The sequence below is a fragment of the Paracoccus sp. (in: a-proteobacteria) genome (assembly GCF_030538655.1).
GTDB lineage: Bacteria > Pseudomonadota > Alphaproteobacteria > Rhodobacterales > Rhodobacteraceae > Paracoccus.
Genome location: NZ_JAUNTO010000014.1, coordinates 64,370 through 88,740, shown reverse-complemented (window position 1 = coordinate 88,740; position 24,371 = coordinate 64,370). Strand labels below are relative to the sequence as shown.

The 24,371-nt window shown below is 64.1% G+C and carries 22 protein-coding genes and 1 tRNA gene; 10 read left to right on the top strand and 13 right to left on the bottom strand.

The window, feature by feature from the left end:
• Positions 1-109 precede the first annotated feature (109 nt).
• The 3 genes from Q4G22_RS15730 to Q4G22_RS10835 form a co-directional block, all read right to left on the bottom strand.
• Positions 110-322 (bottom strand): transposase, encoded by a 213-nt coding sequence (locus Q4G22_RS15730; RefSeq protein ID WP_368661475.1) that lies wholly within the window; start codon positions 320-322, stop codon positions 110-112.
• 124 nt (positions 323-446) lie between these two features.
• Positions 447-665, bottom strand: a complete 219-nt coding sequence (locus tag Q4G22_RS10840; RefSeq protein ID WP_303385918.1) for a hypothetical protein — start codon at positions 663-665, stop codon at positions 447-449.
• Between the two features lie 399 nt (positions 666-1,064).
• Complete coding sequence (locus tag Q4G22_RS10835; protein ID WP_303385917.1) at positions 1,065-2,540, bottom strand: S8 family serine peptidase; 1,476 nt, start codon at positions 2,538-2,540, stop codon at positions 1,065-1,067.
• A 24-nt stretch (positions 2,541-2,564) separates the two neighbouring features.
• On the opposite strand from Q4G22_RS10835, the gene Q4G22_RS10830 reads away from it, so the two are divergent.
• Both Q4G22_RS10830 and Q4G22_RS10825 read left to right on the top strand, forming a co-directional pair.
• Complete coding sequence (locus tag Q4G22_RS10830) at positions 2,565-3,128, top strand: RNA polymerase sigma factor (RefSeq protein WP_368661474.1); 564 nt, start codon at positions 2,565-2,567, stop codon at positions 3,126-3,128.
• 89 nt (positions 3,129-3,217) lie between these two features.
• The gene (locus Q4G22_RS10825; protein WP_303385916.1) at positions 3,218-3,955 is read left to right on the top strand and encodes a hypothetical protein; all 738 of its coding nucleotides are present in this window, start codon (positions 3,218-3,220) and stop codon (positions 3,953-3,955) included.
• Positions 3,956-4,056: 101 nt separating this feature from the next.
• Here the strand turns inward: Q4G22_RS10825 and Q4G22_RS10820 are convergent, their stop codons facing one another.
• A complete protein-coding gene (locus tag Q4G22_RS10820; RefSeq protein WP_303385915.1) occupies positions 4,057-4,842 on the bottom strand; it encodes an exodeoxyribonuclease III in 786 nt (261 codons plus the stop codon).
• Between the two features lie 178 nt (positions 4,843-5,020).
• On the opposite strand from Q4G22_RS10820, the gene fdnG reads away from it, so the two are divergent.
• The 7 genes from fdnG (at position 5,021) to Q4G22_RS10785 (ending at position 14,108) form a co-directional block, all read left to right on the top strand.
• Positions 5,021-8,104: a formate dehydrogenase-N subunit alpha gene (gene fdnG, locus Q4G22_RS10815; protein ID WP_303385914.1), complete on the top strand. Its 3,084-nt coding sequence runs from the start codon at positions 5,021-5,023 to the stop codon at positions 8,102-8,104.
• The gene (fdxH, locus tag Q4G22_RS10810; protein WP_303385913.1) at positions 8,101-9,090 is read left to right on the top strand and encodes a formate dehydrogenase subunit beta; all 990 of its coding nucleotides are present in this window, start codon (positions 8,101-8,103) and stop codon (positions 9,088-9,090) included. Before fdnG ends, fdxH begins: the two co-directional genes overlap by 4 nt.
• The gene (locus Q4G22_RS10805; protein WP_303385912.1) at positions 9,087-9,794 is read left to right on the top strand and encodes a formate dehydrogenase subunit gamma; all 708 of its coding nucleotides are present in this window, start codon (positions 9,087-9,089) and stop codon (positions 9,792-9,794) included. Before fdxH ends, Q4G22_RS10805 begins: the two co-directional genes overlap by 4 nt.
• 45 nt (positions 9,795-9,839) lie before the next feature.
• Positions 9,840-10,751 carry a formate dehydrogenase accessory protein FdhE gene (gene fdhE, locus Q4G22_RS10800; RefSeq protein ID WP_303385911.1) on the top strand — a complete coding sequence of 304 codons (912 nt, stop codon included), beginning with the start codon at positions 9,840-9,842 and terminating at the stop codon, positions 10,749-10,751.
• Complete coding sequence (gene selA / locus Q4G22_RS10795) at positions 10,751-12,115, top strand: L-seryl-tRNA(Sec) selenium transferase (RefSeq protein WP_303385910.1); 1,365 nt, start codon at positions 10,751-10,753, stop codon at positions 12,113-12,115. Before fdhE ends, selA begins: the two co-directional genes overlap by 1 nt.
• Positions 12,112-14,010 carry a selenocysteine-specific translation elongation factor gene (selB, locus tag Q4G22_RS10790; protein ID WP_303385909.1) on the top strand — a complete coding sequence of 633 codons (1,899 nt, stop codon included), beginning with the start codon at positions 12,112-12,114 and terminating at the stop codon, positions 14,008-14,010. The genes selA and selB overlap by 4 nt, the downstream gene beginning before the upstream one ends.
• A gap of 2 nt (positions 14,011-14,012) precedes the next feature.
• Positions 14,013-14,108: transfer RNA gene (locus Q4G22_RS10785), tRNA-Sec, on the top strand.
• Positions 14,109-14,163: 55 nt separating this feature from the next.
• Here the strand turns inward: Q4G22_RS10785 and Q4G22_RS10780 are convergent.
• From Q4G22_RS10780 to ilvD, 7 genes are all read right to left on the bottom strand, one after another.
• Positions 14,164-14,706, bottom strand: coding sequence for a hypothetical protein (locus Q4G22_RS10780; protein WP_303385908.1), 543 nt, complete (start codon positions 14,704-14,706; stop codon positions 14,164-14,166).
• Between the two features lie 60 nt (positions 14,707-14,766).
• A complete protein-coding gene (locus Q4G22_RS10775) occupies positions 14,767-16,002 on the bottom strand; it encodes an AI-2E family transporter (RefSeq protein WP_303385907.1) in 1,236 nt (411 codons plus the stop codon).
• 107 nt (positions 16,003-16,109) lie between these two features.
• A complete protein-coding gene (locus Q4G22_RS10770) occupies positions 16,110-17,333 on the bottom strand; it encodes a saccharopine dehydrogenase family protein (protein WP_303385921.1) in 1,224 nt (407 codons plus the stop codon).
• Between the two features lie 41 nt (positions 17,334-17,374).
• Positions 17,375-18,481: a carboxynorspermidine decarboxylase gene (gene nspC / locus Q4G22_RS10765; protein WP_303385906.1), complete on the bottom strand. Its 1,107-nt coding sequence runs from the start codon at positions 18,479-18,481 to the stop codon at positions 17,375-17,377.
• A gap of 143 nt (positions 18,482-18,624) precedes the next feature.
• Positions 18,625-19,023: a hypothetical protein gene (locus tag Q4G22_RS10760; protein ID WP_303385905.1), complete on the bottom strand. Its 399-nt coding sequence runs from the start codon at positions 19,021-19,023 to the stop codon at positions 18,625-18,627.
• A gap of 10 nt (positions 19,024-19,033) precedes the next feature.
• On the bottom strand, positions 19,034-19,828 hold the full coding sequence (locus Q4G22_RS10755; RefSeq protein ID WP_303385904.1) for a DUF6478 family protein: 795 nt from the start codon (positions 19,826-19,828) through the stop codon (positions 19,034-19,036).
• A 6-nt stretch (positions 19,829-19,834) separates the two neighbouring features.
• The gene (gene ilvD, locus Q4G22_RS10750; RefSeq protein WP_303385903.1) at positions 19,835-21,568 is read right to left on the bottom strand and encodes a dihydroxy-acid dehydratase; all 1,734 of its coding nucleotides are present in this window, start codon (positions 21,566-21,568) and stop codon (positions 19,835-19,837) included.
• Between the two features lie 97 nt (positions 21,569-21,665).
• Between ilvD and Q4G22_RS10745 the strand changes: the two genes are divergently transcribed.
• Entirely contained in the window at positions 21,666-22,553 is an 888-nt protein-coding gene (locus Q4G22_RS10745) for a CPBP family intramembrane glutamic endopeptidase (protein ID WP_303385902.1), read from the top strand.
• Here the strand turns inward: Q4G22_RS10745 and Q4G22_RS10740 are convergent.
• Positions 22,550-22,873 (bottom strand): 4a-hydroxytetrahydrobiopterin dehydratase, encoded by a 324-nt coding sequence (locus Q4G22_RS10740; RefSeq protein ID WP_303385901.1) that lies wholly within the window; start codon positions 22,871-22,873, stop codon positions 22,550-22,552. The genes Q4G22_RS10745 and Q4G22_RS10740 overlap by 4 nt on opposite strands.
• Before the next feature lie 12 nt (positions 22,874-22,885).
• Complete coding sequence (gene cls, locus Q4G22_RS10735; protein WP_303385900.1) at positions 22,886-24,313, bottom strand: cardiolipin synthase; 1,428 nt, start codon at positions 24,311-24,313, stop codon at positions 22,886-22,888.
• Positions 24,314-24,371: the final 58 nt, after the last annotated feature.

Genomic DNA, 24,371 nt, shown 5'->3' with positions numbered 1-24,371 from the left:
TATCAACCCCAAGGACTCTTGTTATGAACGAGGGACGAACGGGGGGCAGGTCAGCCGATATATAGTTTTTGGCGAGGCGATCGTATCGTGTTGCAGTATATGAGGAGGATCAGAAAACAGTCCAGGGGACTGTTTTCCCGACGATTGGCCAGTTCTTAAGCCTGCAAAAGAGCCGTTCGATGACATTGCGCCTTCGATAAGCTTTTCTATCGAGCGGATATGGCGTTCTGCGCGCGGCGGAAGATGGGATTACGGTCTTGATCCTTGCCCTGCTCAGCCACTGGCGCAGACCGTCGGCATCATAGGCCTTGTCAGCCAGCACCCTCTGGTGGGATTGGCGATCTCCAACGGAACGGCCATTGTGATGTCAGCGACATTGCCGGGCGTCAGGACAAAGGCGACCGGCCTGCCGCGACCATCAGTCAGCGAATTGATTTTTCTTTATTTTACTCCACGTGACGTGACAATCGCTTGCGCCCCCCTTTTGAGCCTTGTGCCGAACGATGGGCTTTGACGTGAGTGCTGCCCGATGAAAGCTCTTCGGGAACGGGTCCGGACGCCGCCATCTGCTCAAAAATGCAATGCCAGATGCGTCGTTGTGACCAGCGATGATAGCCGTTGTGGATTGTTTTTGCGGGTCCGTACTCAACAGGAATATCACGCATCGGCAACCAACCTTCAGAGCATGAAGAATACCGGAGATCTCTCGTTCGTCGGGAAAACTAGTCCCCCGGACTGTTTTCTGATCCGCCTCTCTCATCTACACGCGGCTTGACGGACATGCCATGCGGCAAGTGAGGTTCAAATGCTGCCCATGCGCCATCCGATAGCCAAAACAGAGAGCCTTTTACCATTCCCTTGCCTCCAACCCTCAAATCAGAGACAAATAATTAAACAAAATCAGATGAAGGTATAGGTCCGCAGCCTGGGGGCAGATTACAGGTTCAAGTCCTGCCGGGGTCGCCATGGTTTCGTTTCAGAACACGTGATTGCGCGGCGGCTCTGTCGCCTTGGGGGGATGAGCGACCATCTCTTGACCCCGACAGGCCGGTTTCAATGCCGCATCACTCATCCGGGGCGGGTTCGCTGCTGCTTGGGTCCGGCGCGCGGCTGGTTTCTCTGCGGGGGGCAGCCGCTTCTGGTTGCGGCTCTTTCGTTCCACCACACACCTGCGGCAAGGTCAGCAGGCCGTGGCCATAGATGTCGTCCTGCCCCTCGGCCCCCAGATCACGGGCGCTGCTGCGCAGGCGGTCGCGCAGGTCTGCCGGGGTCAGGTCAGGGTTTTCCTGCAACATCAGTGCGGCGGCAGCGGTCACGAACGGCGCGGCAAAGGATGTGCCGGTCTGGGGGCGCGCGCCCCTGATTGAGGCGGCGGTCCATACCTCGACCCCCGGCGCCGCCAGGTCGATATGCCCCCCGCGCGAGGCGCGGCGATAGGCCTGCCCGCGCCGGTCCACCGCCGTCACCGCCAACACCCGGTCAAAAGCGGCGGGAAAGGACGGTGCGGCGCGCGGCCCGGCATTTCCGGCAGCGGCGACGATCAGGATATTACGGTCGTCCAACTGTCCGACCTTTTCCGACAGCAGATCGTTCATCGGCCCGGCAAGGCTCATGTTCACGATGCGGACATCCTGTTCCGCCAGCCAGTCCAGCCCCTGCACCAGAGCAAAAGCATCGGCGCGTTCGTCGCTGGCGGATTTGTGAAAGGCATCCACCGCAATCAGCGGCATATGCGGCACCAGACCGGGGGTGCGCGAATCCGCATCCCCCACCAGCAGCGCGGCAACGCCGGTGCCGTGAACCTTGTCGGACTGGGCAACGCCCTCAATATCTTCGATCCGGTGCAGGGTGATCCGGGCCTGCGACAGCGCATCATGAGATTCGTTCAGCCCGGTGTCGATCATGCCGATAACCGGCGCGGCGCCACACTGAACATTGGTCGGCCATTCGACCATGGTGCGGATCAGACAGTCGTCGCCGGAACAACCCGCCGTCGCCTCGGGGCGGTAGAAATGGTTGAAATCCGCCGTCACCCCCGGCAGCGCGGCAATCGCGGCGCGGGCATCGTCCATCGTGACCGCAGCGGGCTTGCGCAGGCGGACCAGCGACTGCCCCCCCGCCAGATCACGCCGCAGGATGATGCTGTAGCCCTCGGCCTCCAGCGCGGTCAGTTGCGCCTCATTCAAGCCACGGGCGATAATCTCGTTCTCGGCCCGCGTCGGCGGGGGCGGTGCGGGCACGGCGGCCGGGGCACGACGGGTCGGCTGTGCACGCGGCTGACGTGGGGCGGGCTGGCGCTGGATGGTCCGGCGCTGCCCGCCGCTGCCCCAGTTTTGGCCGGGACCACGGGTCGTGCCCACAGCACCGCCATTGCCACCACTGCGAGCTGAGCCGCCGCCCGTGCCGCCACCATCGTTGTCATCGTCATCATCATCAGCCCAGGCCATGGACAGAACCGGCATTCCGCGATCATCCCAACCGCCGGTCCCCAATCCCAGCATCAGCGACAGCATAAAAAGCACCAGCGGATGGCGGATCATGACAAATTCCCCTGACATATGGACATGAACGCAAGATTAAAGGAAATATTCCCCGGTATCGACCGTTACCACGTTTTCGCCGGAGGCACACCGATGGACAAAGACTTCGGCGAGGAACTCGTGCAGCACCTGCCCAGCCTGCGGCGGTTCGGCCTGTCGCTGTCGCGCCGGGCCGATGTGGCCGACGATCTGGTGCAGATCACCGTCGAGCGCGCGATCAGCAACGCGGCGCGCTTTGATCGCTCGACCCGGATGCAGCCGTGGCTGTTCCGCATCATGCGCAACGCCTTTATCGACATGACCCGCCGCGCCCGCACCGCAGGCACCGGCATTGACGTTCACGAAACCCCCGAGGCGCTGCCCCATGACCCCGGCGCCGGGATCGAGGCGCGGCTGATGCTGGAAACCGCATGGGCCGCCATGGAAACACTGCCCGCCGAACAACGCGAAATCCTGCACCTGATCTGCGTCGATGAACTGTCCTATGCCGAGGCAGCCGAGGTGCTGGACATCCCCAAGGGCACGGTGATGAGCCGGCTTTCCCGCGCGCGGTTGGCCCTGGCGCGCAAAATGGGCATGGACGGATGACGTTTCAGGGTGTGTGGTGAAAATCATGCGGAATAATCCGTGGCGGCCTGCGTATGCCGAACAAGAAGCGATGAACAGGACAGTCTGACATGCAGGTAAGCGATGAAATGCTGATGGCGTTCGCGGATGGCGAACTGAACGAGGCCGAGGCCCGCGCCGTCGCAGCGGCCATCGCCGCCGACCCCGCGCTGGCCGCGCGGGCCGATCTGTTCCGCGCCACCCGTGCGGCATTGTCGGCCTCTGCCCCGCCCCTGCCCGCGCATGACGACAGCGCCCTGATCGCCCGCATCCGCGCCGCAAGTATCGCGGCCACCGCCACGCCCGGCGCGGCAAGGGCGATAACGGCACAGACACCCCCTGCCCCGGCCAACCGCGACTGGCGGCCCGCCGCCATCGCGGCCTCGGTCGCGGCGGCGGCTGTCATGATTGGCTATGCCGCCGGGCTGTTCGGCCCTGGCCCGACCCCGGCCCCCGGCGGGCTGTCCGCACCGCTGATCGCCGCGCTTGAGGGCGTGCCCTCGGGCGAGGGCACCGTGCTGGAGGACGGCGAGTTTACGGCAATCGCCAGCTATCGCATCGCCGATGGCACGATCTGCCGGGAATATGAACGACACGGCACGGCCCAGACCGCCGTCGTCGCTGTCGCCTGCCGCGAAAATGGTGGCTGGAGCAATCGCTTTGCCACTGACTTCGGGCAATCCGCCGATGGCTATGTCCCGGCCTCGTCCGAAATCGAGGGGCTGGATGCCGCACTGGCCGATATGGGCGCAGGCGATCCGCTGGACCCCACCGAGGAAACCGAGGCGTTGCGCGCGCTGCGTCAGTAAAGCCGGGGGGCTGCGCGCCCCCCGGACCCCCAGCGGGATATTTTCAAACGAAAGACGAGGCCGCGGCCTGTTTGCCCCGATGCGCGCCTTTGGGCCGCCTCTCACAAATCGAAGGACGCCAGCACCGGCACATGATCGGACGGCTGTTCCCAGCCGCGCACCGGGCGCAGAATTCGGCTGTTATGTGCGGCATTGGCAATGTCGGGCGTGGCCCAGATATGATCCAGCCGCCGCCCCTTGTCCGCCGCATCCCAGTCGCGGGCGCGGTATGACCACCAGGAATAAAGCTTGCCCTCGGGGATGTTCTTGCGCGTCACATCGACCCAGGCTCCGGCGTCCTGCGCCGCGCCCAGATGCTCGACCTCGATGGGCGTGTGGCTGACGATTTTCAGCAGCGCCTTGTGATTCCAGACATCATCCTCGCGCGGGGCGATGTTCAGATCGCCCACCATGATGGCGCGTTCGGGGCGATCAGCGTGAAAGGCATCGCGCATCTCGGTCAGGAAATCCAGCTTTTGCCCGAATTTCACATTCACCTCGCGGTCGGGAATATCGCCGCCTGCGGGGACGTAGAAGTTATGGATCACCACGCCATTTTCCAGCCGCGCCGCGACGTGGCGGGCATGACCCAGCCCGGCATAATCACGGTCGCCCGCGTCGGCAATCGGCAGCTTCGACAGGATCGCCACACCGTTATAGCCCTTTTGCCCCCGCGCCACGATATGAGCATAGCCAAGCGCGCGGAACGCATCTAACGGGATCTTGTCCACCGGGCTTTTGATTTCCTGAAGACAGAGGATGTCGGGCATTTCCTCGGTCAGCAGCCGGGCGACCAGCCCTTCGCGCAGGCGCACCGAGTTGATGTTCCAGGTGGCGATGGTGAACATGGGCTTCTCCTTTTGGCGGGGCGCGCTTGTGCTAACCTGCCACGGCAGCCCTGTCCACCGGCCGCAGGAAACCTGCCCTTCTATACAGGTTTACCTTTGTTTGCCTTGACATTTCCCCCCTGACGGCAGCACCATGAAAGATACCCATCATTGATGACAGGCATAGAGGAGGGTCAACATGAACATCGACCTTTCGCGTCGCAGTTTCTTACGGCTGACGGGCGCGGGGGTGGCGGCGACTTCGCTGGGGGCCTTGGGCTTTGGCGAGGCAGAGGCGGCGGTGGCCGCGCATGTGCGCGACTTCAAGCTGACCACCACCACCGAAACCCGCAACACCTGCCCCTATTGCTCGGTCGCCTGCGGGGTCATCCTGTATTCGCGCGGCGATGTGAAAGCCGGCGAACATGCGGAACTGCTGCATATCGAAGGTGACGCCGATCACCCGACGAACCGCGGCACGCTGTGCCCCAAGGGCGCGGCGCTGAAGGATTTCGTCAAGGCACCGACCCGCCTGACCGTTCCGCGTCTGCGCAAACCCGGCAGCGACCGTTTCGAGGAAATCACCTGGGACGAGGCGCTGGACAAGATCGCCCGCGCGCTGAAAGACGACCGCGATGCCAATATGGTGGTGTCGAACGAAAACGGCGTTCCGGTGAACCGCTGGACGACGACTGGTTTTCTGGCCGCCTCGGCCACCACAAACGAAACCGCATGGCTGACCTGGAAAGTGGTCCGGTCCATGGGGATCGTCGGATTCGATAACCAGGCGCGCGTTTGACACGGCCCCACGGTGTCCAGTTTGGGCCCGACCTTTGGCCGCGGAGCGATGACGAACGCTTGGACCGATATTAAGAATACTGACCTTGTTATCGTCATGGGCGGTAACGCAGCCGAGGCACATCCCTGCGGCTTTAAATGGGTGACGCACGCCAAGGCGAATCGCGGCGCCAAGCTGATCGTGGTCGATCCGCGCTATAACCGCACGGCATCCGTGTCGGATTACTATGCGCCGATCCGTCCGGGCAGCGACATCGTGTTCCTGATGGGCGTGATCCGCTGGCTGATCGAAAACGACAAGGTGCAATGGGATTACGTCCGCGCCTTCACCAACGCAGCCTATCTGGTCAAGGATGAATTCGGCTGGTCCGACGGCCTGTTCACCGGCTATGACGAAGCCAAGCGCGACTATGACAAGGCCAGCTGGGATTATCAGATCGGTGACGACGGCTATGCGATGGTTGACGAAACCTTGCAGAACCCGCGTTGCGTCTGGAACCTGCTGAAAGCGCATGTCGATGTCTATACGCCGGAATTCGTCGAGCGGATGACCGGCACCCCGCGCGATAAATTCCTGACCATCTGTCAGATGATCGGCGAGTGTTCCACGCCGGACAAGACGATGACTTCGATGTATGCGCTTGGCTGGACGCAGCATTCCAAGGGGGCGCAGAACATCCGCGGCATGGCGATGATCCAGTTGATTCTGGGCAACATCGGTGTGCGCGGCGGCGGCATGAACGCGCTGCGGGGGCATTCGAACATTCAGGGTCTGACCGATGTCGGCCTGATGTCGAACCTGATCCCCGGCTATCTGCAAATGCCGACCGAACGCGAGCCGGATTGGGAAACCTACATGTCCTCGCGCCAGTTCCGGCCGCTGCGGCCGGGGCAGACCAGCTATTGGCAGAACTACCCCAAATTCATGGTCAGCTTTATGAAGTCCATGTGGGGGGAACATGCCACGGCGGAAAATAGCTGGGCCTATCATTACCTGCCCAAGCTGGATGTGCCCACCTATGACATCCTGCGCATGGGCGAGTTGATGAACCAGGACAAGGTAAACATTTACTTCTGTCAGGGCTTCAACCCGCTGATGGCCTTCCCCAACCGCGGCAAGATGACGACGGGTCTGTCAAAGGTGAAACTGCTGGTCGTCATGGACCCGCTGGAAACCGAGACGGCGCATTTCTGGGAAAACCATGGGGATTACAACCCCGTGGACACGGCCTCGATCCAGACCGAGGTGATCGAACTGCCCACGACCTGCTTTGCCGAGGATGAAGGCGCGCTGGTCAACTCGGGCCGCTGGCTGCAATGGCACTGGCCGGGGGCAACCCCGCCGGGTCAGGCCAAGCATGACACCTGGATCATGGCGCAAATCCACCTGCGCCTGCGCAAGCTGTATGAGGATGAAGGCGGGGTCTTCCCCGACCCGATCCTGAACCTGCAATGGGATTATGCCGACCCCGGCGATCCCAAAGCGGGTGAGTTGTCGCGGGAAATGAACGGCCGGGCGCTGACGCAGGTCTTTGACCCTGCCGATCCGACCAGGGTTCTGCTGGAACCCGGCCAGCAGGTGTCCGGCTTTGGCCAGTTGCGCGACGATGGTTCGACCATGGCTGCCTGCTGGATATATTCCGGTTCCTGGACGGAAGAAGGCAATATGATGGCCCGCCGGGACAATCACGACCCCGACGACGCCGGCACCTATCTGAACTGGTCCTTTGCCTGGCCCGCGAACCGCCGCATCCTGTATAACCGGGCTTCGGCGGATATTAACGGCAAGGCATGGGATCCGACCCGCAAGCTGATCGAGTGGAATGGCGAGCGGTGGGAAGGTTACGACGTGCCCGACATTGCGCCGACGGCAAACCCACGCGATGTGGGACCGTTCATCATGAACCCCGAAGGCGTCTCGCGCCTGTTCACGCGGGGCATGATGCGCGACGGCCCGTTCCCCACGCATATGGAGCCGTTCGAATCGCCCATCGCGAACCCGTTCAACGCGCGGATGGTCGGGAACCCGGTGGCACGGGTGTTCGAATCCGATGTGGCGACCTTTGGCACCTCGGACGAATTCCCCTATGTCGGCACCTCTTACCGCCTGACGGAACATTTCCACTACTGGACCAAGCACAACGTCATCAACTCGGCGTTGCAGCCTGAATTCTTTGTGGAAATCAGCGAGGAACTGGCGGCAGAACGCGGCATCGAACGCGGCGGGCGTGTCCGCGTCTGGGGCAAGCGGGGGCAGGTCTGGGCCAAGGCCGTGGTGACGAAACGGATCAGGCCGTTGCAGGTGGACGGGAAAACCGTCCATGTGATCGGCATCCCGCTGCACTGGGGCTTTATGGGCGCGGCGAAAAAGGGCTGGGGGCCTAACACCCTCACGCCATTTGTCGGCGATGCCAACGTGGAAACACCTGAATTCAAGGCGTTCCTCGTCAATATTGAGCCCGCAACAGGGGAGCCGGTGGCATGACGACCCAGCCTCATATTAACGCCGCCATGTCGAACCCACCGGTTCAGCCGATGGAAACCAACTTCGGCCCCGGCGACGTGGTGCGCATCTCGGCCACCCGCAACGTGCCGGAACCTACCCGGCAGTTGGACAAGGTGGCCAAGCTGATCGACGTGTCGAAATGTATCGGCTGCAAGGCGTGCCAGTCGGCCTGTGCCGAATGGAACGATACGCTGCCCGACATCGGCACAAACGTCGGGGTTTACACGAACCCCGCCGATCTGACGCCGGAAATGTTCACCCTGATGCGGTTCAGCGAATGGGTGAACCCGGAAACCAGCGATCTGGAATGGCTGATCCGCAAGGACGGCTGCATGCATTGCGAAGACCCCGGCTGCCTCAAGGCATGTCCGGCCCCCGGCGCGATCGTGCAATATTCCAATGGCATCGTCGATTTCATCAGCGACAACTGCATCGGCTGCGGATATTGCGTGGCCGGTTGCCCCTTCGACATCCCGCGTATCAGCCAGACCGCACATGTGGCCAAGAAATGCACCCTGTGTTCGGATCGGGTTGCGGTGGGTCAAGGTCCGGCCTGCGCCAAGGCCTGCCCGACCGAGGCGATCATCTTTGGCACCAAAGAAGATATGCTGGCTCATGCCGAAACGCGGGTCGAGGATCTGAAATCGCGCGGTTACGACAACGCGGGCATCTATGACCCCGCGGGCGTCGGCGGCACGCATGTCATGTATGTGCTGCACCACGCGGACAAGCCGGCGATCTACGCCGACCTGCCCGATGAACCCAAGATTTCGGGCGTGGTTCAGGGCTGGAAGGGGGCAACCAAGACCGTTGGTCTGGCGGCCATCGGTCTGGCGGCGGTCGGCTCGGTCCTGCACGGGCTGTTCGCCCGCCCGAATGAGGTCGAACCCGAGGATGATCGCGCCGCCGAACATCTGGTGGATGCCGAAGACCCGCAAATTCCGTCGCGGGGGGATCACGTATGAAACCGATCTATTCAGAACGTGGCGATCACATCGAATCGCGCACCCCGGTGACGGTCAGCCGTTACCGGGGGATCACCCGCCTGAACCACTGGGTCACGGCGGGCAGCCTGATCGTGCTGTTGTTGTCGGGGCTTGCCCTGTTCGACCCGTCGCTGTTCTGGCTGACGAACCTGTTCGGCGGTGGCCAGATGACCCGCTGGCTGCATCCGTTCGTGGGTATCCTGCTGTTCTTCAGCTTTCTGTTGCTGTTCCTGCAACTGTGGCGCCTGAACCTGCCCAAGCCCGAGGATACCACCTGGGTCGCCAATATCGGCGACGTGGTGCAGGGCAACGAACACAACCTGCCCGAGCTTGGCAAATACAACGCCGGGCAAAAGGGGGTGTTCTGGGCCATGTCGGTGCTGATTCTGGTGCTGATCGTGACCGGCGTCATGATCTGGGAACAGTATTTCGGCGGTCTGGTGTCGATCCCGGTGCGACGCATTGCCCTGTTGGTTCATGCCGTTGCGGCGGTGCTGATTATCCTGACCTTCATCCTGCACGTCTATGCGGCCATCTGGACACGCGGCACGCTCAGCGCGATGACCACCGGCAGCGTGACCGGCGGTTGGGCGTGGCGGCACCACCGCAAATGGCTGCGGGAACTGGCGGATCGTCAAAGCGCGCGAAGCTCTGGACGCGATCACCACGGTCCGGCAGAATAAGCACCAACTGCAACCTTGCTGTGGCCGGTCGGCCCGAAAGGCAAAATGAGCGATACATTCGAACCTAACCCCGCAATGATCGGCGGCGTCCCTCAGGCGCCGCTGGTTTTTCTTCCCAAGCCCGAACGGCTGTTCTCCGACCGCGCCAAGCGGCTCGACTTTCTGGCCAAGGATCACCCGGCAGCAGATTTCCTGCGCTTTATCGCCGCGCTCAGCAGCGTTCAGGCGCGGCTGGTCAGCGATCTGCCCGCGCCCACGCCAGTGGCGGCGGATTGGGCTGACACCGCCCGCGCAGCACGGATGCCGCCGATCGACCGCCCCGCCCTTGCCGGTGATGCGGGCCTGATGGCCACACTGGATGCGCTGCTGACCGCGGCGGCTGATCTGGACATGCCGGAACCGGCGCGGCTAACCCTGTCGGCCGTAACCGCTGCCGGGCCGGATGACCGGCAATGGCTGCTGGAAAATGCACTGGCCGGAACCATCCCCGATGACGCCATCGCCCCGCATCTGTTCGCCATCGCCGCCACGCAGGTGCATCTGGCGCGGCTGGCGGCGTTGCTGGACGCGGCCAAGCTGGTGCCGATCAGCACCGGCGTCTGCCCCTCTTGCGGCGGGCGGCCCGCCAGTTCGGTCGTCACCGGCACGCCGGGGATCGAAAACGTGCGCTATGCCTGCTGCGCCCAATGCGCCACCCTGTGGAACGAAGTTCGGGTAAAATGCCTGTGCTGTGGCTCGACCGGCGGCATCAGCTATCGGTCGGCAGGCGATGAAAACGCCGTGATCCGGGCCGAGTGCTGCACCGATTGTAACCAGTGGCTGAAAATCCTCTATCAATCGCGCAATCCCACGCTGGACCCGGTGGCCGACGATCTGGCCAGTCTGGGGCTGGACGTGATGATGAAGGACACGCCCTTTGCCCGCGCGGGGGCGAATCCGTTTCTGGCGGGCTATTGATGGCGGGCTTTCGCGACCTGCCCTCGGTCGATCAGGTGCTGAACGGGGCTGCGGGGCAGGCAATGATCGCCGCCCATGGCCGCCCTGCCGCGACGGCGGCGATCCGCGCGGAATTGGATGCGGCGCGCGCCGCCATCCGTGGGGGCGGGGCGGCGGGCGATGTGGCGGCGGGCGCGGGGGTGCGGCTGGATGCGGCGGCGCAGACCGCGCTGCGGCCGATGCTGAACCTGACGGGCACCGTTCTGCACACCAATCTGGGCCGCGCCATTCTGGCTGAACCCGCGATTGCAGCGGCGGTGACTGCCATGGCCAACCCGCTGGCGCTGGAATTCGACCTGACCACCGGCGGGCGTGGCAAGCGCGATGACCACCTGCGCGGGCTGATCTGCGAATTGACCGGGGCCGAGGATGCCACCGTCGTCAACAACAACGCCGCCGCCGTGCTGATCGCGCTGAACACGCTGGGATTCGGGCGTCAGGCCATCGTCTCGCGCGGCGAGCTGATCGAGATCGGCGGCGCCTTTCGGATGCCCGACATCATGGCCCGCGCGGGCGTGGAACTGGTCGAGGTTGGCACCACCAACCGCACCCATCCGCGCGATTATTCCGCCGCGATTGGTGCTGACACCGGGCTGATCCTCAAGGTGCATACCTCGAACTACCGGATCGAAGGCTTCACCGCCGAGGTTGCCGCCCCCGAACTGGCCGCGATTGCAAAGGCGGCGGGGGTGCCGCTGTTGAACGATCTCGGGTCAGGCTCGCTGGTCGATCTGTCCACCTATGGCCTGCGTCGCGAACCCACCGTGGCCGAGGCGGTGGCCGAGGGTGCTGATCTGGTGACCTTTTCCGGCGACAAACTGTTGGGTGGGCCGCAGGCCGGGTTCATCGCCGGGCGGGCCGATCTGATTGCCGCCATCGACAAGAACCCGCTGAAACGCGCAGTCCGGCTGGACAAGATCCGCATCGCCGCGCTTGAGGCGACGCTGCGTCTTTACCGCAACCCCGACCGTCTGACCGAGGTGCTGCCGACGCTGGCGATGCTGGCCCGACCCGCCGCCGACATCGCGGCGCAGGCGGCGCGGCTGGCACCCGCAATCGACGCCCTGCTGGCCCCGCACGGCTTTGCCGCCGCCCCCTGCACCTGCGCCAGCCAGATCGGGTCAGGCGCGCTGCCGGTCGATACGATCCCTTCGGCGGGCCTGCGCCTGACCGGCACCAGCGGCGATGCGCCCGACCGGCTGGCGGCCCGGCTGCGCGCCCTGCCCACACCGATCATCGGGCATATCCGCGACGGCGCGCTGATCCTGGACCTGCGCTGCCTGCCGAATGACACGGCGCTGACAGGTGCCCTGGCCGCGCTATGATCGTTGGCACGGCGGGGCATATCGACCACGGCAAGACGGCGCTGGTCCGCGCGCTGACCGGCACCGACACCGACCGTCTGGCCGAGGAAAAGGCCCGCGGCATTACCATCGACCTTGGCTTTGCCTATGCCGATCTGGGCGGGACCACTGGTGATGGCGCAATCACTGGCTTTGTCGATGTGCCGGGGCATGAACGCCTGATCCACACAATGCTGGCAGGCGCGGGCGGTATCGACCTTGCGCTGCTGGTGGTGGCCGCCGACGATGGCATGATGCCCCAAACGCGCGAACATCTGGCCATTCTGCATCTGCTGGGCCTGACGCGTGGCATTGTGGCGCTGACGAAATCCGATCTGGCCGATGAGACCCGCCGCGCCGAAGTCATCGCGCAGATCACCGAGGCGCTGTCCGGCACCGGGCTGGCGGACGCGCCGGTAATACCCGTTTCGGCGCTGACTGGCGAAGGTATTCCCGCCCTGAGACACGCGCTGGCACAGGCCGAGGCGGAAACGACCGCCCGCGCCACCGGGGGCCGGTTTCGGCTGGCCGTGGACCGCGCTTTTACGCTGACCGGCGCGGGCACGGTCGTCACCGGCACCGTTTTGTCGGGGCAGGCGGTGGTGGGCGATGCCGTCACGGTCAGCCCCACCGCGCTAAGCGCGCGCATCCGCTCGATCCACGCGCAGAACCGTCCGGCGCAACAGGCCGTCGCCGGGCAACGCTGCGCGCTCAATCTGGCGGGCGAGGCGATCAGCAAGGACGCCCTGAGCCGCGGCGACATCATCTGCGACCCCGTGCTGGACGCCCCCACCGCCCGCATCGACGCGCAACTGACCATTCTGCCCGGCGAGCCGCGCGCCATCGGCGCATGGTTTCCCGCCCGGCTGCACACCAACGCAGCCGAATGCGGCGCGCGGGTGGTGCCCTTGGGGGCCGAGGCGATCAGCCCCGGCGAAACCGGCCCGGTGCAACTGGTGCTGGATCGCCCCATCGCCGCCACCATCGGTGATCGCTTTGTGCTGCGTGACGTGTCGGCCAGCCGCACCATCGGCGGGGGTGCCTTGCTGGATCTGCGCGCGCCGTCGCGCCGCCGTCGAACGCCCGAACGGCTGGCCCTGATCGACGCCGCCGCCCTGCCCGATGCGGCGGCCGCACTGGCCGCGATGGTTGACATCGCCCCGGTCGATCTGGCCGGTTTCGTCCGCGACCGCGCGCTGATGGCTGCGCCGCAGGGGCTGCCGGTGATCGGCCCGGTCGCCGTATCGCCCGCCGCTGCCGCCGCGCTGCGTGACGGGCTGGCGAGCACACTGGCCAATTTCCACGCCGAGAACCCTGACCTGCCCGGCATGGGGCGCGAAAGGTTGCGCCTGCTGCTGACCCCGCGTCTGCCCAAGGACGCCTTTCTGGCGCTGCTGCGAGAACAGGCCGAGGCGGGCGCCATCGCGCTGGACGGCGCCTTTGTCCGCCTGCCGGGGCATGAAGTCCGCCTGACGCCGGATGACGAGGCTCTGTTCTCTCGCCTCCACCCCGCCCTGCTGGGCGAGGGTCGCTTTCGCCCGCCCCGCGTGCGCGATTTCGCCACCGAACTTGGGGTGGACGAACGCGAGGTTCGCCGTGTCCTGCGGTTGACGCAACGGTTGGGCCGCACCGATCAGATCGCCCACGATCATTTCTTCGCGCGCGAGGTAACTGCGGAAATGGTGGCGATCATTCTGGATGTCGCGGCGCAGGCAGAAGACGGCTGGTTCACCGCGCCCGCATTTCGTGACCAGGTGCAGAATGGCCGCAAGGTCGCCATTGAAATACTGGACTTTTTCGACCGCCACGGCGTAACCTTGCGCCGCGGCGATTTGCGCCGCATCAACCCGCATCGGGTCGATCAGTTCGGCACCTAGATGGAAGGGAATCGTCCCCGGTGGGGCGGCCGGACTTCAAATCCGGTTGCGGCAGCGAGCCTGTCGCGGGTGGGTTCGACTCCCATTCCCTTCCGCCAATGTCTTGAAAGAACGTGAAAGAAAATGCCCGCGCGGGGTGCGCGGGCATCTGGTTCAGTTTACCGGATCAGGCACGCCTTGCAGGTCCAGCCCGCGCGCGGTCGGCGGCTGCCATGTCACCGATTCACCAACCGCCCCCTGCGGATTGGTGCCGATCAGCGATCCGCCCGTGCCACCTGTCCAACCCGTGCTGCTAGAGGCATCGGGTGCGGTGCCGTCGCCATCAGTCACCTGCGGTTCGGTGGCCGGTTCGGCAACGCTGGCCGGGTCTTCGGCGGCAGGCTCGACACCCTGTGCAGCCGGGGGGGCCACCGCCGGGGTGCCTTCAGGCGCGACATCCGCAGGCGCGGGGGCCGCCACCGGTTCCGGCTGTGCGTTGGCCTCGGGCACCGGGGCGGGATCTGCGGCACCCGCTGGGGCCTCGGGCTGTGGCTCGACCGTGACAACGGGCGTTTCTGGCGGTGCCACCGGCGCGGCGGTGCCTTGCTGTGCCTCGACCGGGGCCGTCTGCGCCACCGCGCCACCTGCGGCCACCATCACCGCCAGCGCCAACGCGGCAGAGATCCGGCCCGGTGCAAGGGGGGAACTGAGTTTCATCTTTCATCCTCCATCATGCCGTCAGCGTCACAGCCACGGCGTCACAGGTCAAGCCCGCCACTACCCGCGCGTCGGTTGCGGATCGTCCAGCGGTTCAGTCGCGGCGGCGGCATTTTCGGCATCATCCGCCCCGGCCCCGGCCTCGACCAGATCACGGGCTTCTTCCTCATCCTCGTCTTCCAGCGCGGGCGGGTCTTCGCCGGCCAGGAAATTACCAAATTTCTGCCAGCCGGGGATATGTTCAGCCAGCACACGCAGCACCACCAGAACCGGCACAGCGATCACCATGCCCAGCACCGACCACAGCCACGCCCACAGCGCCACGGCCAGAAACACCACCACCGCATTCATCTGCAACCGGCGCGACACGAAATAGGGCGTTATCAACTGCCCTTCCAGCGAGGTCAGCGCCAGATAGCTGAGACCGACCATCAGCGGCGTGAAAATATCCGGCATCACCACCAGCGCCACGATCGTTGAAATCACGATGCCGGTGATCGAACCCAGATAGGGGATAAAGTTCAGCAGAAACGCCCCCACCCCGAAAAGCAAGGGCGCGGGCATCCCCCAGGCCCACATCAGCAGCCCGACAGCCAGACCCAGACAGGCATTGATAATGGTGATCGCGCCCAGATAGTTGCCCAGGCTGTCCTCGATCTCGCGCAGGGCCAGATAGGCGCTGCGCTTGTCGCGTATCGTGTCGAAACTCTGCACGATTTTCAGATACAGCAGATCGCCGCTGGCGATCATGAAGAACAACAGAAACAGGGTGAACACGACCTGACTGACCAGCGAGGGCGTGAATTTCACCACCGATTCCAGCGTGGTTTCCGATTGCTGCTCAACAGTGATCGTGGTGCCTTCGCCATTGTTGTTTGCCGTAGTGGTGGCCCCGTCGATCCGTTGGGCCGCCTCTTGCACCTTGCGAAAGGATTCCTGAACCGCTTCGAACTTCTGTTCCAGCCGGTCACTGATCGTCGGCATGTTTTCCGCCGCACGATTGATCGGGCCAGAGGCGGCATAGGCCAGCACAACCACCGTCGCCAGAATCCCCAGTGTCACCACGGCGGCGGTGATCCCGTCAGGGATACCGCGCCGCTGCGCAAACCGCCGCAGCGGCGTAAACACAAAAAACAGCAGCACAGCCAGTGTCACCGGCATCAGAAAATCGCGCGCGGCGGCCACGGCGGAAAAAGCAAGGATCAGGAAAATACCGATAATCGCCCAGTTGGCGGCCCCACGCGGCTTGTCTTGTTGCTGGCGAAAAACAGGAAAATTGTGAACAGAACCCGGCATGACTCCCCCTGACCAGACGGTTTACCCGCTCTGGTTTGCAATCAAACGCACACGGAGCGCCACTGTTCCGGGCGCCCCGTGTGATTTTTGCTAACCTGCCCCAAAAGTCAGATCGGATGATCGCCCGTCGCGTCGATCACCCGGCTGGGCAGGCCCATTTCGCCCAGCAGCTCAAGAAAGGGCCGTGCCGGCAGGTCTTCGACGTTGACCATGCGCTTCACGTCCCAGACCCCGCGCGCAATCAGGATCGCCGCCGCAACGGGCGGCACCCCGGCGGTATAGCTGATGCCCTGCGACCCGACCTCGTTATACGCCTCTTTGTGGTCGGCGACGTTATAAACGAACACTTCGCCCGGCTGGCCGTTCAGGCTGCCCCGGACCTGAGTGCCGATGCAGGTCTTGCCCTGATAATCGGGCGCAAGGCTGGCCGGATCGGGCAGCACCGCCTTGACCACCTTCAGCGGCACGACCTCGGCCCCCTCGGCGGTCTTGACCGGCTGTTCGGACAAAAGCCCCAGTGATTTCAGCACTGTAAAGACGTTGATGTAATGCGCGCCAAAGCCCATCCAGAACCGCACATCCGCGTCCTTATAGCGGTTCGACAGGCTGTGAACCTCGTCATGGCCGGACATATAGGCAGTCTGCTTGCCGACGACGGGCAGATCCCATTCGCGCCCGACCTCGAACATCTTGTTCTCGGTCCACTTGCCGCCCTGCCAAGCATAAACCGTGCCGGTGAATTCGCGAAAGTTGATCTCGGGGTCGAAATTCGTCGCGAAATAGCGGCCATGGCTGCCCGCGTTGATGTCCACGATGTCGATCGACTCGATCTTGTCGAAATACTCATCCTCGGCAAAGCGGGCATAGGCGTTCACCACACCGGGGTCGAAACCCGCACCAAGAATAGCGGTCATCCTGGCCTTTTCCACATCAGTGCGCCGCTTCCATTCATAGTTCGCATACCACGGCGGCGTTTCGCAGATCTTGGTCGGGTCTTCGTGAATGGCCGTGTCGATATAGGCGCATTTGGTTTCGATACAGCCTTGCAGCACGGTCATGTTCACAAAGGCCGAACCGACGTTGATGCAGATTTTCGCATCCAGCCGCTGGATCAGCGCCGCCACCGCATCGCTGTCCATCGCGTCAAGACTGTGCGACACAAAGGGCATGTCGTGCCCCTTTTCGCGCAAGGACGCGATAATCGCATCGGCCTTTTTACGGGTGCGGCTGGCGATGTGCAGTTCACCGAATTCGGCGGCCCATTGCGCCACCTTATGCGCCGTGACCTGCGCCACGCCGCCCGCACCGATAATCAGGACGTTCTTCTTGATGGTGTCGGCCAATTCCGTCTCCTTCCGGGGCTGCGAGGGAGTCAGGACAGACTGCCCTTGTAATCATCATAGGTAAACCGGCGCGCGGTGCGAATTGTTCCGTCCTCGTCGCGGATGGCGATGGCGGGCATGGCCACGCCGTTGAACCAGTTCTTCTTGACCATGGTATAGCCAGCCGCATCAGCGATGCTGATCCGATCACCCACCGCCAGCGGCGCGTCAAAGCGCGCGTTGCCAAAAATATCGCCCGCCAGACAGGTCTTGCCCGCGATCTGATATTCATGTTCGCCGTGATGCGGCAGCTTGGCATCCTGACGATAGATCAGCAGGTCCAGCATATGCGCCTCGGTCGAACTGTCCACGATGGCCACATCCCGGCCGTTGTGGATCAGATCCAGCACGCTGACCTCGAGCGTGGCGCTGTTGGTGATGCTGGCCTCGCCCGGTTCCAGATAGACCTGAACGCCGAAACGATCAGCAAAGCCCCGCAGCCGCGCGGCCAGCCGGTCCAGCGGATAACCCTCGCCGGTAAAGTGGATGCCGCCGCCAAGGCTGACCCAATCCAGCCGTTCCAGAATGCCGCCGAATTCCGCCTCGATCCGGGCCAGTTGCTGGTCGAACAGGTCAAAATCGCTGTTCTCGCAGTTATAATGGATCATCACGCCGTTGATCCGGTCCAGCGCCTTTTCCAACCGCGCCACATCCCATTCGCCCAACCGGCTGAACGGCCGGGCCGGGTCGGCCAGATCGAAATCGCTGGTCGAAAATCGCGGGTTCAGGCGCAGGCCCACCGCAATGCCACGCGCCGCCGCCTTGTCGCCAAAGCGATCCAACTGCCCCAGGCTGTTGAAGATGATCTTGTCGGCATAGCCCAGCGCCTCATCGATCTCGTGATCGGCCCAGGCGACGGAATAGGCATGGGTTTCACCGCCGAACTCCTCGGCCCCCAGTCGCAGTTCGAACAGCGATGACGAGGTGGTGCCATCCATGAACGGGCGCATGAAATCGAACGCCGACCATGTGGCGAAACATTTCAGCGCCAGCAAAGCCTTGGCCCCCGACGCTTGGCGCAGTTGCGCCACCAGTTCCATATTCCGCCGCAACCGGGCCTTGTCGATCAGGTAATAGGGCGTTTGCAGATCGGTCATGGCAATCCCCGCAAGCAAAATCGGAAAGGCCGCATATAGCCATCCCCTCTGCGTTTCGCAAGCAATCGTGTCAGCCGTGTGACATCCACATGGCTTGCTGTTTGCCCCGATACGCAGCTTGGGGCGGAACGGTTCTGCCTGGCCTAACCGCGCGCCATGCGGCGCAACTCGGCCTTGATGATCTCCATCTCGGCCCGCAGCAATTCGATCTCGGCCCGCAGATCGTCGTCCAGCGGCGCGCCTGCGGCAATCGGCAGCGCGGCGATGCGGGCGGCACCCGGCTGGGGCGGCTCATCCCCGGCACCGGCACCGGCATCGGCAATCAGCAACAGATTGTGGCACCCATCCGTCAGCACGGCAGGCGGCACATCCACAGCGATCCGCCATTCCCCCGGCCCGGCAGGCGATACCTGCGCCTGCGCCACCGGCTGCCCCAGATGCAGCAGCAAAATCCGCTGCGGCTGCGTGTCGGCGCGCAGGATGCCGGACCACTGCCCGTCGGTCAGCCCCAGCGAAACGAAGGTGGCGCTTTCTTCGTCCATCGGTTCCCCCTTACAGCGCGGCGCGGCGGTGGCGCGATACGATCAGATCGCGCAAATGCAGCGCATTCATGCGCGGATAATCCAGAATCACATCCAGCCACAGCTTGCTGATCTGGGTTTCATTGATAGGCAGCTCCGACAGATCGAATTCGGCCACCTGCACTTCGGCCGGGCCGGGATTGGGCGCGTGCATCGCCCGTGTGGCAGTGTCGGTGTTCGGGCCATGGGTGATGTTCAGCCGGGCCATCAGCACCTGCCCTTCGGCTTCGGCACCGATTTGCGCCTCGATCCGCAGGATGTGGCTGCGGGTCAGGCCCTGCGCCGATTCCGGCGGCAGATCAAAGGTCAGCGAGACATAGCTGCCCGCAAAACCGAAACTTTCCAGCACCACCCCAAAGGGCGCAAGGTCGGTCGCGCCGGTATTGGCGATCTGGCGCAGGATTAGCGGCGCCCCCGGCCCGCCGTCGTGCCAGATGCGCATTTCCTGCCCCAGCCGCCGCCCGCTGTCGGGCGCGGCCAGACCCAGCCGCCACGTCCGCGCCGCCATCAGCGTCGGACGCCAGCGCCAGTCGGTGCCGTCAGGCAGATCCAGCGTGCCCAGTGTTTCCTGCGCGACCTGCGATTTCGGACTGGTCGCCCGCAGAAAGTCGCGCAGGCTGCGCTGTAGCTGCCGCGCTTCATCGCGCAGGGCGCGGCTGACCTCGCCCCGCCCCAGTTTCGGCGCACTCTGGGCCAGCAAGGACCAGTCGCGTGCCGCGCGACGACGAGACAGCCGCGCCAGCCAACCCTGTTCGTGCCCGGGCATCGGGTCTTACTGGTCCATATAGACGTGCGTTTCCGCCTCGGCCCCCGGATGGGTCACAGCCCCGAACCGCGCGCCCCCGACCAGCTTGGCATATTTCCACAGCGCACCCGAGGCATAGTCGGTCGGGCGCGGCCCGGCCCATGCCGCCTTGCGCGCCGCCAATTCATCGTCGGACAGATCGACGCTGATTTCGCCCTTGATCGCATCCAGCGTGATGACATCGCCATCGCGCAACAGCGCAATCGGCCCGCCATGCGCCGATTCAGGCCCGACATGACCGACGCAGAACCCGCGCGTCGCGCCCGAGAAACGGCCATCGGTGATCAGCGCCACCTTTTTGCCCATGCCCTGCCCCGACAGCGCCGCCGTCGTGGCCAGCATCTCGCGCATACCGGGGCCACCTGCGGGGCCTTCGTTGCGGATCACGATGACCTCGCCTTCCTTGTAGGCGCGCTGTTGCACCGCCTCAAAGGCGTCTTCCTCGCATTCGAACACCCGCGCCGGGCCGGTGAACACCTGTTCTTCGGGCTTCATCCCGGCGACCTTGACGATGGCACCTTCGGGGGCAAGATTGCCCTTCAGGCCCACGACGCCGCCGGTGGGGGTGATCGGGGTTTCAACCGGATAGATCACCTTGCCATCCGCCTCGCGCGTTACAAGGTCCAGCTCTTCGCCGATGGTCTTGCCGCTGGCGGTGATGCAGTCTTCGTGCAGCAGCCCGGCCTTGCGCAATTCGCGCATCACCACCGGCACGCCGCCCGCCTCATACAGATCCTTGGCGACATAATCACCGCCGGGGCGCAGGTTCACGAAATAGGGCGTGTCGCGGAAAATATCGCAGACGTCGAACAGGTCAAAGTCGATCCCGGCTTCGTGCGCGATGGCGGGCAGGTGCAGACCGGCATTGGTAGACCCGCCGGTGCAAGCCACGACCCGCGCGGCGTTTTCCAGCGATTTGCGCGTCACCACGTCGCGGGCGCGGATATTGCGTTCGATCAGCGCCATCACCGCCTCACCCGAGGCCAGCCCGTAACTGTCGCGCGATTCATAAGGCGCGGGCATCCCGGACGAATTCATCAGCGCCAGCCCGATCGCCTCGGACACGCAGGCCATGGTGTTGGCGGTGAACTGACCTCCACACGCCCCGGCGGACGGACAAGCCACCCGTTCCAGAATTTCCAGTTCCGCATCCGACATATTCCCGGCGGCGTGCTGGCCCACGGCCTCGAACACGTCCTGCACGACCACATCGCGCCCGTTCAGCTTGCCCGGCAGGATCGAGCCGCCATAGATGAACACCGACGGCACGTTCAGCCGCACCATCGCCATCATCATGCCCGGCAGCGATTTATCGCAGCCCGCAAGACCGACCAGCGCGTCATAGCAATGCCCGCGCATGGTCAGTTCCACCGTGTCGGCAATCGCGTCACGCGATGCGAGGGATGACCGCATCCCCTCATGCCCCATCGCGATCCCGTCGGTAACAGTGATCGTGGTAAATTCACGCGGACAGCCGCCGCCTTTTTTGACACCCTGCTTGACCGATTGCGCCTGACGGGCCAGCGCGATGTTGCACGGCGCAGCCTCGTTCCAGCAGGTGGCAACGCCGACCCATGGGGAATGAATTTCTTCTTCGGAAATGCCCATCGCATAGAAATAGGACCGATGCGGCGCGCGCGCAGGGCCTTCGGTCACGTGACGGCTGGGCAGTTTCGCTTTGTCAAAAAGGGTATTTTTCATGGCTTGGTTTCCCGGTCTGGCGTCGGCCTTTGGTAAACCTCGCCGCAGGCATGGGCAAGCCATTGCAGCCCCGCCATCACCCGATATGCTGCCCGGTATGAGCCGTTTCACCGCCTTTACCCGCCTTGCCGCGCCGCGCACCGAATTGTGGCGCACAGTATTAGGCTTTGCGCTGATCGCCGCAGGAACACTGCTGCTGATGTTCGCTGCCGCGATGGCGCTGTTGGCGGTATGGCCCAATCTTGACGGCCTGCCGGGACCGGATTCCTTGCTTGGCTTTGCCAGTCAACGCGCGCTGGCCGAAATCCTGACGCTGGCCATGTTCGGCCTTGGCATCCTCGTGCTGGCGGGGGTTCTGCGCCTGCTGCACCGGCGCGGGCTGCCCAGCCTGATCGGCCCTGACATGGCGGCGGCGTGGCGCGATTTCCGCCGCTGTTTCCTGCCCCTGCTGACCGCCCTTGCCGTGCTGAGCCTGTTCAGCCTGACCGATAGCGATCTGCAACCGTGGCTGAGTCCCGGTCTCTGGCTGGTCTGGGCGCCTGTCGCTCTGATCCCGATTCTGATCCAGATCAGCGCCGAGGAACTGATCTTTCGCGGCTATCTGCAACAACAGCTTGGCGCGCGGTTCCGCAGCCCGTGGGTCTGGATGCTGATCCCCTCGGCCTTTTTCGGAATGCTGCATTTCAACCCTGAATTGGGCGGCTTTACGTGGCCGGTCATCCTGATTACCGGAGCTTTGGGGCTGGTGATGGCCGATCTGACGGCACGGGTCGGCAATCTTGGCCCGGCACTGGCGCTGCATTTCGCCAATAATATCGCGGCAGTCCTGCTGGTATCGACCGATCCCGCCGCCTCGGGCATTGGCGCATTGGCGCTTTACCACGCGCCGCCGCCGGATGATGAGCAGACGCTTTTGGCGCTGATCGGCTATCTGCTGATCGTCCTGATCCTGTGGCTGATCGCGCGACTGCGGCTGCGGGTCTAGGCAACCAACGCGTTCAGCCGGGCGGCGCAGATGAAATCATTGCGCGTCAGCCCGCCCGCGTCATGGGTGGTAAAGGCCACCTCGCAGTAACCCCAGCCAAAGCTGATATCGGGGTGATGGTTCTGCTTGTTGCCCAGCCACGCCGCCAGATTCGCCATCTCGACCGCGCGGGCAAAGCCCTTGAACCCGAACCGGCGGCGGATCGTCGCCCCGTCCGCATCCATGGCCCAGCCCTCGACACGGGCTAACAGCGCCTGCGCCTCGTCCCCGCCTAACGCCGGGGCGCCGTCACGGCAGCTTTCGGTGGCAAGATCGGTCATTCCCGTCCTCCTTCACAACAACGGAGAGGCAAGCGCCAGCAGATTGTTGCGGATACGGCGGATACGCGACCAGCCACGCACCTCGTCCAGCGTAACGGCGCGGGCACGGGCCAGATAGCTGGCCTGCCGTTCATCCAGCGCCGCGATAAAGCCCGGATCGACAACCAGCATGTTCACCTCGTAATTCAGTTCAAAGCTGCGGCGGTCCAGATTGGCGCTGCCGATCATCGCCATACGCCCGTCCACCGACATGATCTTGGCGTGCAGCAGGCCGGGCTGAAACAGCATCAGCCGCACCCCTGCCCTCATCAGCCCGTAATAGAACACCTGGCTGGTCGCCCCCACGACCAGCGAATCATTCCGCTCGGGCAGGATCATCGTCACCTGCACCCCCCGCCGCGCGGCCGAGCGGATCGCGGTATCCAGTGCCGCGTCGGGCACATAATAGGGGGTGGTGATGACGATCCGTTCCCGCGCCGCATAGATCATCGTGGTCAGACAATCGCCGATGCTGCCCTCGCGCTGGTCGGGTCCGGTGGCGACAGTCTGAAGCACCGCCCCCGGATCAGCGGCGGCATCGGCCATTTCCAGCATGTCGCCCAGATCGCGCCCGGTATAGCTCATCCAGTCGCCCAGAAACGTCGCCTGCATCTGCCGCACGGCCGGGCCGCGCAGCTCGACCAGAATGTCGATCCAGGGCGCAAAGCGGCGCTTGATCGCAAAAGCCTTGTCGGCGCAGTTGCGGCTGCCGGTAAAGGCCACGGCATTGTCGATCACCACGATCTTGCGGTGATTGCGCACATCCAGCCGCTGAAACATCATGGAAACCAGCGGCATCCCCACGGGAAACGCCCTGACGCAATGCGCCCCGGCGGCCTGCATCCGCGCCCACAGCGGCGAGCGCACCAGCAAGCGCGACCCCAGCGCATCAACGATCACCCGCACAACCACCCCGCGACCCACCGCCCGCACCACCGCATCGGCAACCCTGGTGCCACTGTCATCAGGCAACCAGATATAGAACAGCAGATGCACATGATCGCGCGCCGCATCAATCGCCGCGACCAGATCCAGAATGGCGCTGTCATCCTCGGCCAGCAACCGCAGGGCATTACCGCGCACCGCATACATGCCGCCAACGGCACGGTTCGTCTCGATAACCGCACTTTCAAGGGCGGGCGCGTCATCGACCTTTTGCGGGCTGACCTGCCAGCGTCCGGTCAGACTGTCGCGGACATCGGCCATACGCTGCACCTCGGCCCGGCGCATCCGCACCTCGCCGAACAGGAGATAGGCGCCAATTCCCACAACCGGCAGCACCTCGACCATCAAAACCCAGGCCAGACGCGCCGGAGGCTCCAATCCCGGCCGCAGCAGCACCCGGATCACGATCAGCGTGGCAATGGTATAATGCGCAAAGACAAGAACAGTGGTCCACATACGGCCATCAAACGCGCTTTAACCGCCACCCGCAATTGCAATTCCGCGCCGTGCGGCC

What these genes read in the sequence shown, in the direction of transcription:
- Q4G22_RS10840 (WP_303385918.1), bottom strand. Translation starts at nt 665, where the DNA reads ATGCGTGATATTCCTGTTGAGTACGGACCCGCAAAAACAATCCACAAC.
- Q4G22_RS10835 (WP_303385917.1), bottom strand. Translation starts at nt 2,540, where the DNA reads ATGATCCGCCATCCGCTGGTGCTTTTTATGCTGTCGCTGATGCTGGGA.
- Q4G22_RS10830 (WP_368661474.1), top strand. Translation starts at nt 2,565, where the DNA reads ATGAACGCAAGATTAAAGGAAATATTCCCCGGTATCGACCGTTACCAC.
- Q4G22_RS10825 (WP_303385916.1), top strand. Translation starts at nt 3,218, where the DNA reads ATGCAGGTAAGCGATGAAATGCTGATGGCGTTCGCGGATGGCGAACTG.
- Q4G22_RS10820 (WP_303385915.1), bottom strand. Translation starts at nt 4,842, where the DNA reads ATGTTCACCATCGCCACCTGGAACATCAACTCGGTGCGCCTGCGCGAA.
- fdxH (WP_303385913.1), top strand. Translation starts at nt 8,101, where the DNA reads ATGACGACCCAGCCTCATATTAACGCCGCCATGTCGAACCCACCGGTT.
- Q4G22_RS10805 (WP_303385912.1), top strand. Translation starts at nt 9,087, where the DNA reads ATGAAACCGATCTATTCAGAACGTGGCGATCACATCGAATCGCGCACC.
- fdhE (WP_303385911.1), top strand. Translation starts at nt 9,840, where the DNA reads ATGAGCGATACATTCGAACCTAACCCCGCAATGATCGGCGGCGTCCCT.
- selA (WP_303385910.1), top strand. Translation starts at nt 10,751, where the DNA reads ATGGCGGGCTTTCGCGACCTGCCCTCGGTCGATCAGGTGCTGAACGGG.
- selB (WP_303385909.1), top strand. Translation starts at nt 12,112, where the DNA reads ATGATCGTTGGCACGGCGGGGCATATCGACCACGGCAAGACGGCGCTG.
- Q4G22_RS10780 (WP_303385908.1), bottom strand. Translation starts at nt 14,706, where the DNA reads ATGAAACTCAGTTCCCCCCTTGCACCGGGCCGGATCTCTGCCGCGTTG.
- Q4G22_RS10775 (WP_303385907.1), bottom strand. Translation starts at nt 16,002, where the DNA reads ATGCCGGGTTCTGTTCACAATTTTCCTGTTTTTCGCCAGCAACAAGAC.
- nspC (WP_303385906.1), bottom strand. Translation starts at nt 18,481, where the DNA reads ATGACCGATCTGCAAACGCCCTATTACCTGATCGACAAGGCCCGGTTG.
- Q4G22_RS10760 (WP_303385905.1), bottom strand. Translation starts at nt 19,023, where the DNA reads ATGGACGAAGAAAGCGCCACCTTCGTTTCGCTGGGGCTGACCGACGGG.
- Q4G22_RS10755 (WP_303385904.1), bottom strand. Translation starts at nt 19,828, where the DNA reads ATGCCCGGGCACGAACAGGGTTGGCTGGCGCGGCTGTCTCGTCGTCGC.
- ilvD (WP_303385903.1), bottom strand. Translation starts at nt 21,568, where the DNA reads ATGAAAAATACCCTTTTTGACAAAGCGAAACTGCCCAGCCGTCACGTG.
- Q4G22_RS10745 (WP_303385902.1), top strand. Translation starts at nt 21,666, where the DNA reads ATGAGCCGTTTCACCGCCTTTACCCGCCTTGCCGCGCCGCGCACCGAA.
- Q4G22_RS10740 (WP_303385901.1), bottom strand. Translation starts at nt 22,873, where the DNA reads ATGACCGATCTTGCCACCGAAAGCTGCCGTGACGGCGCCCCGGCGTTA.
- cls (WP_303385900.1), bottom strand. Translation starts at nt 24,313, where the DNA reads ATGTGGACCACTGTTCTTGTCTTTGCGCATTATACCATTGCCACGCTG.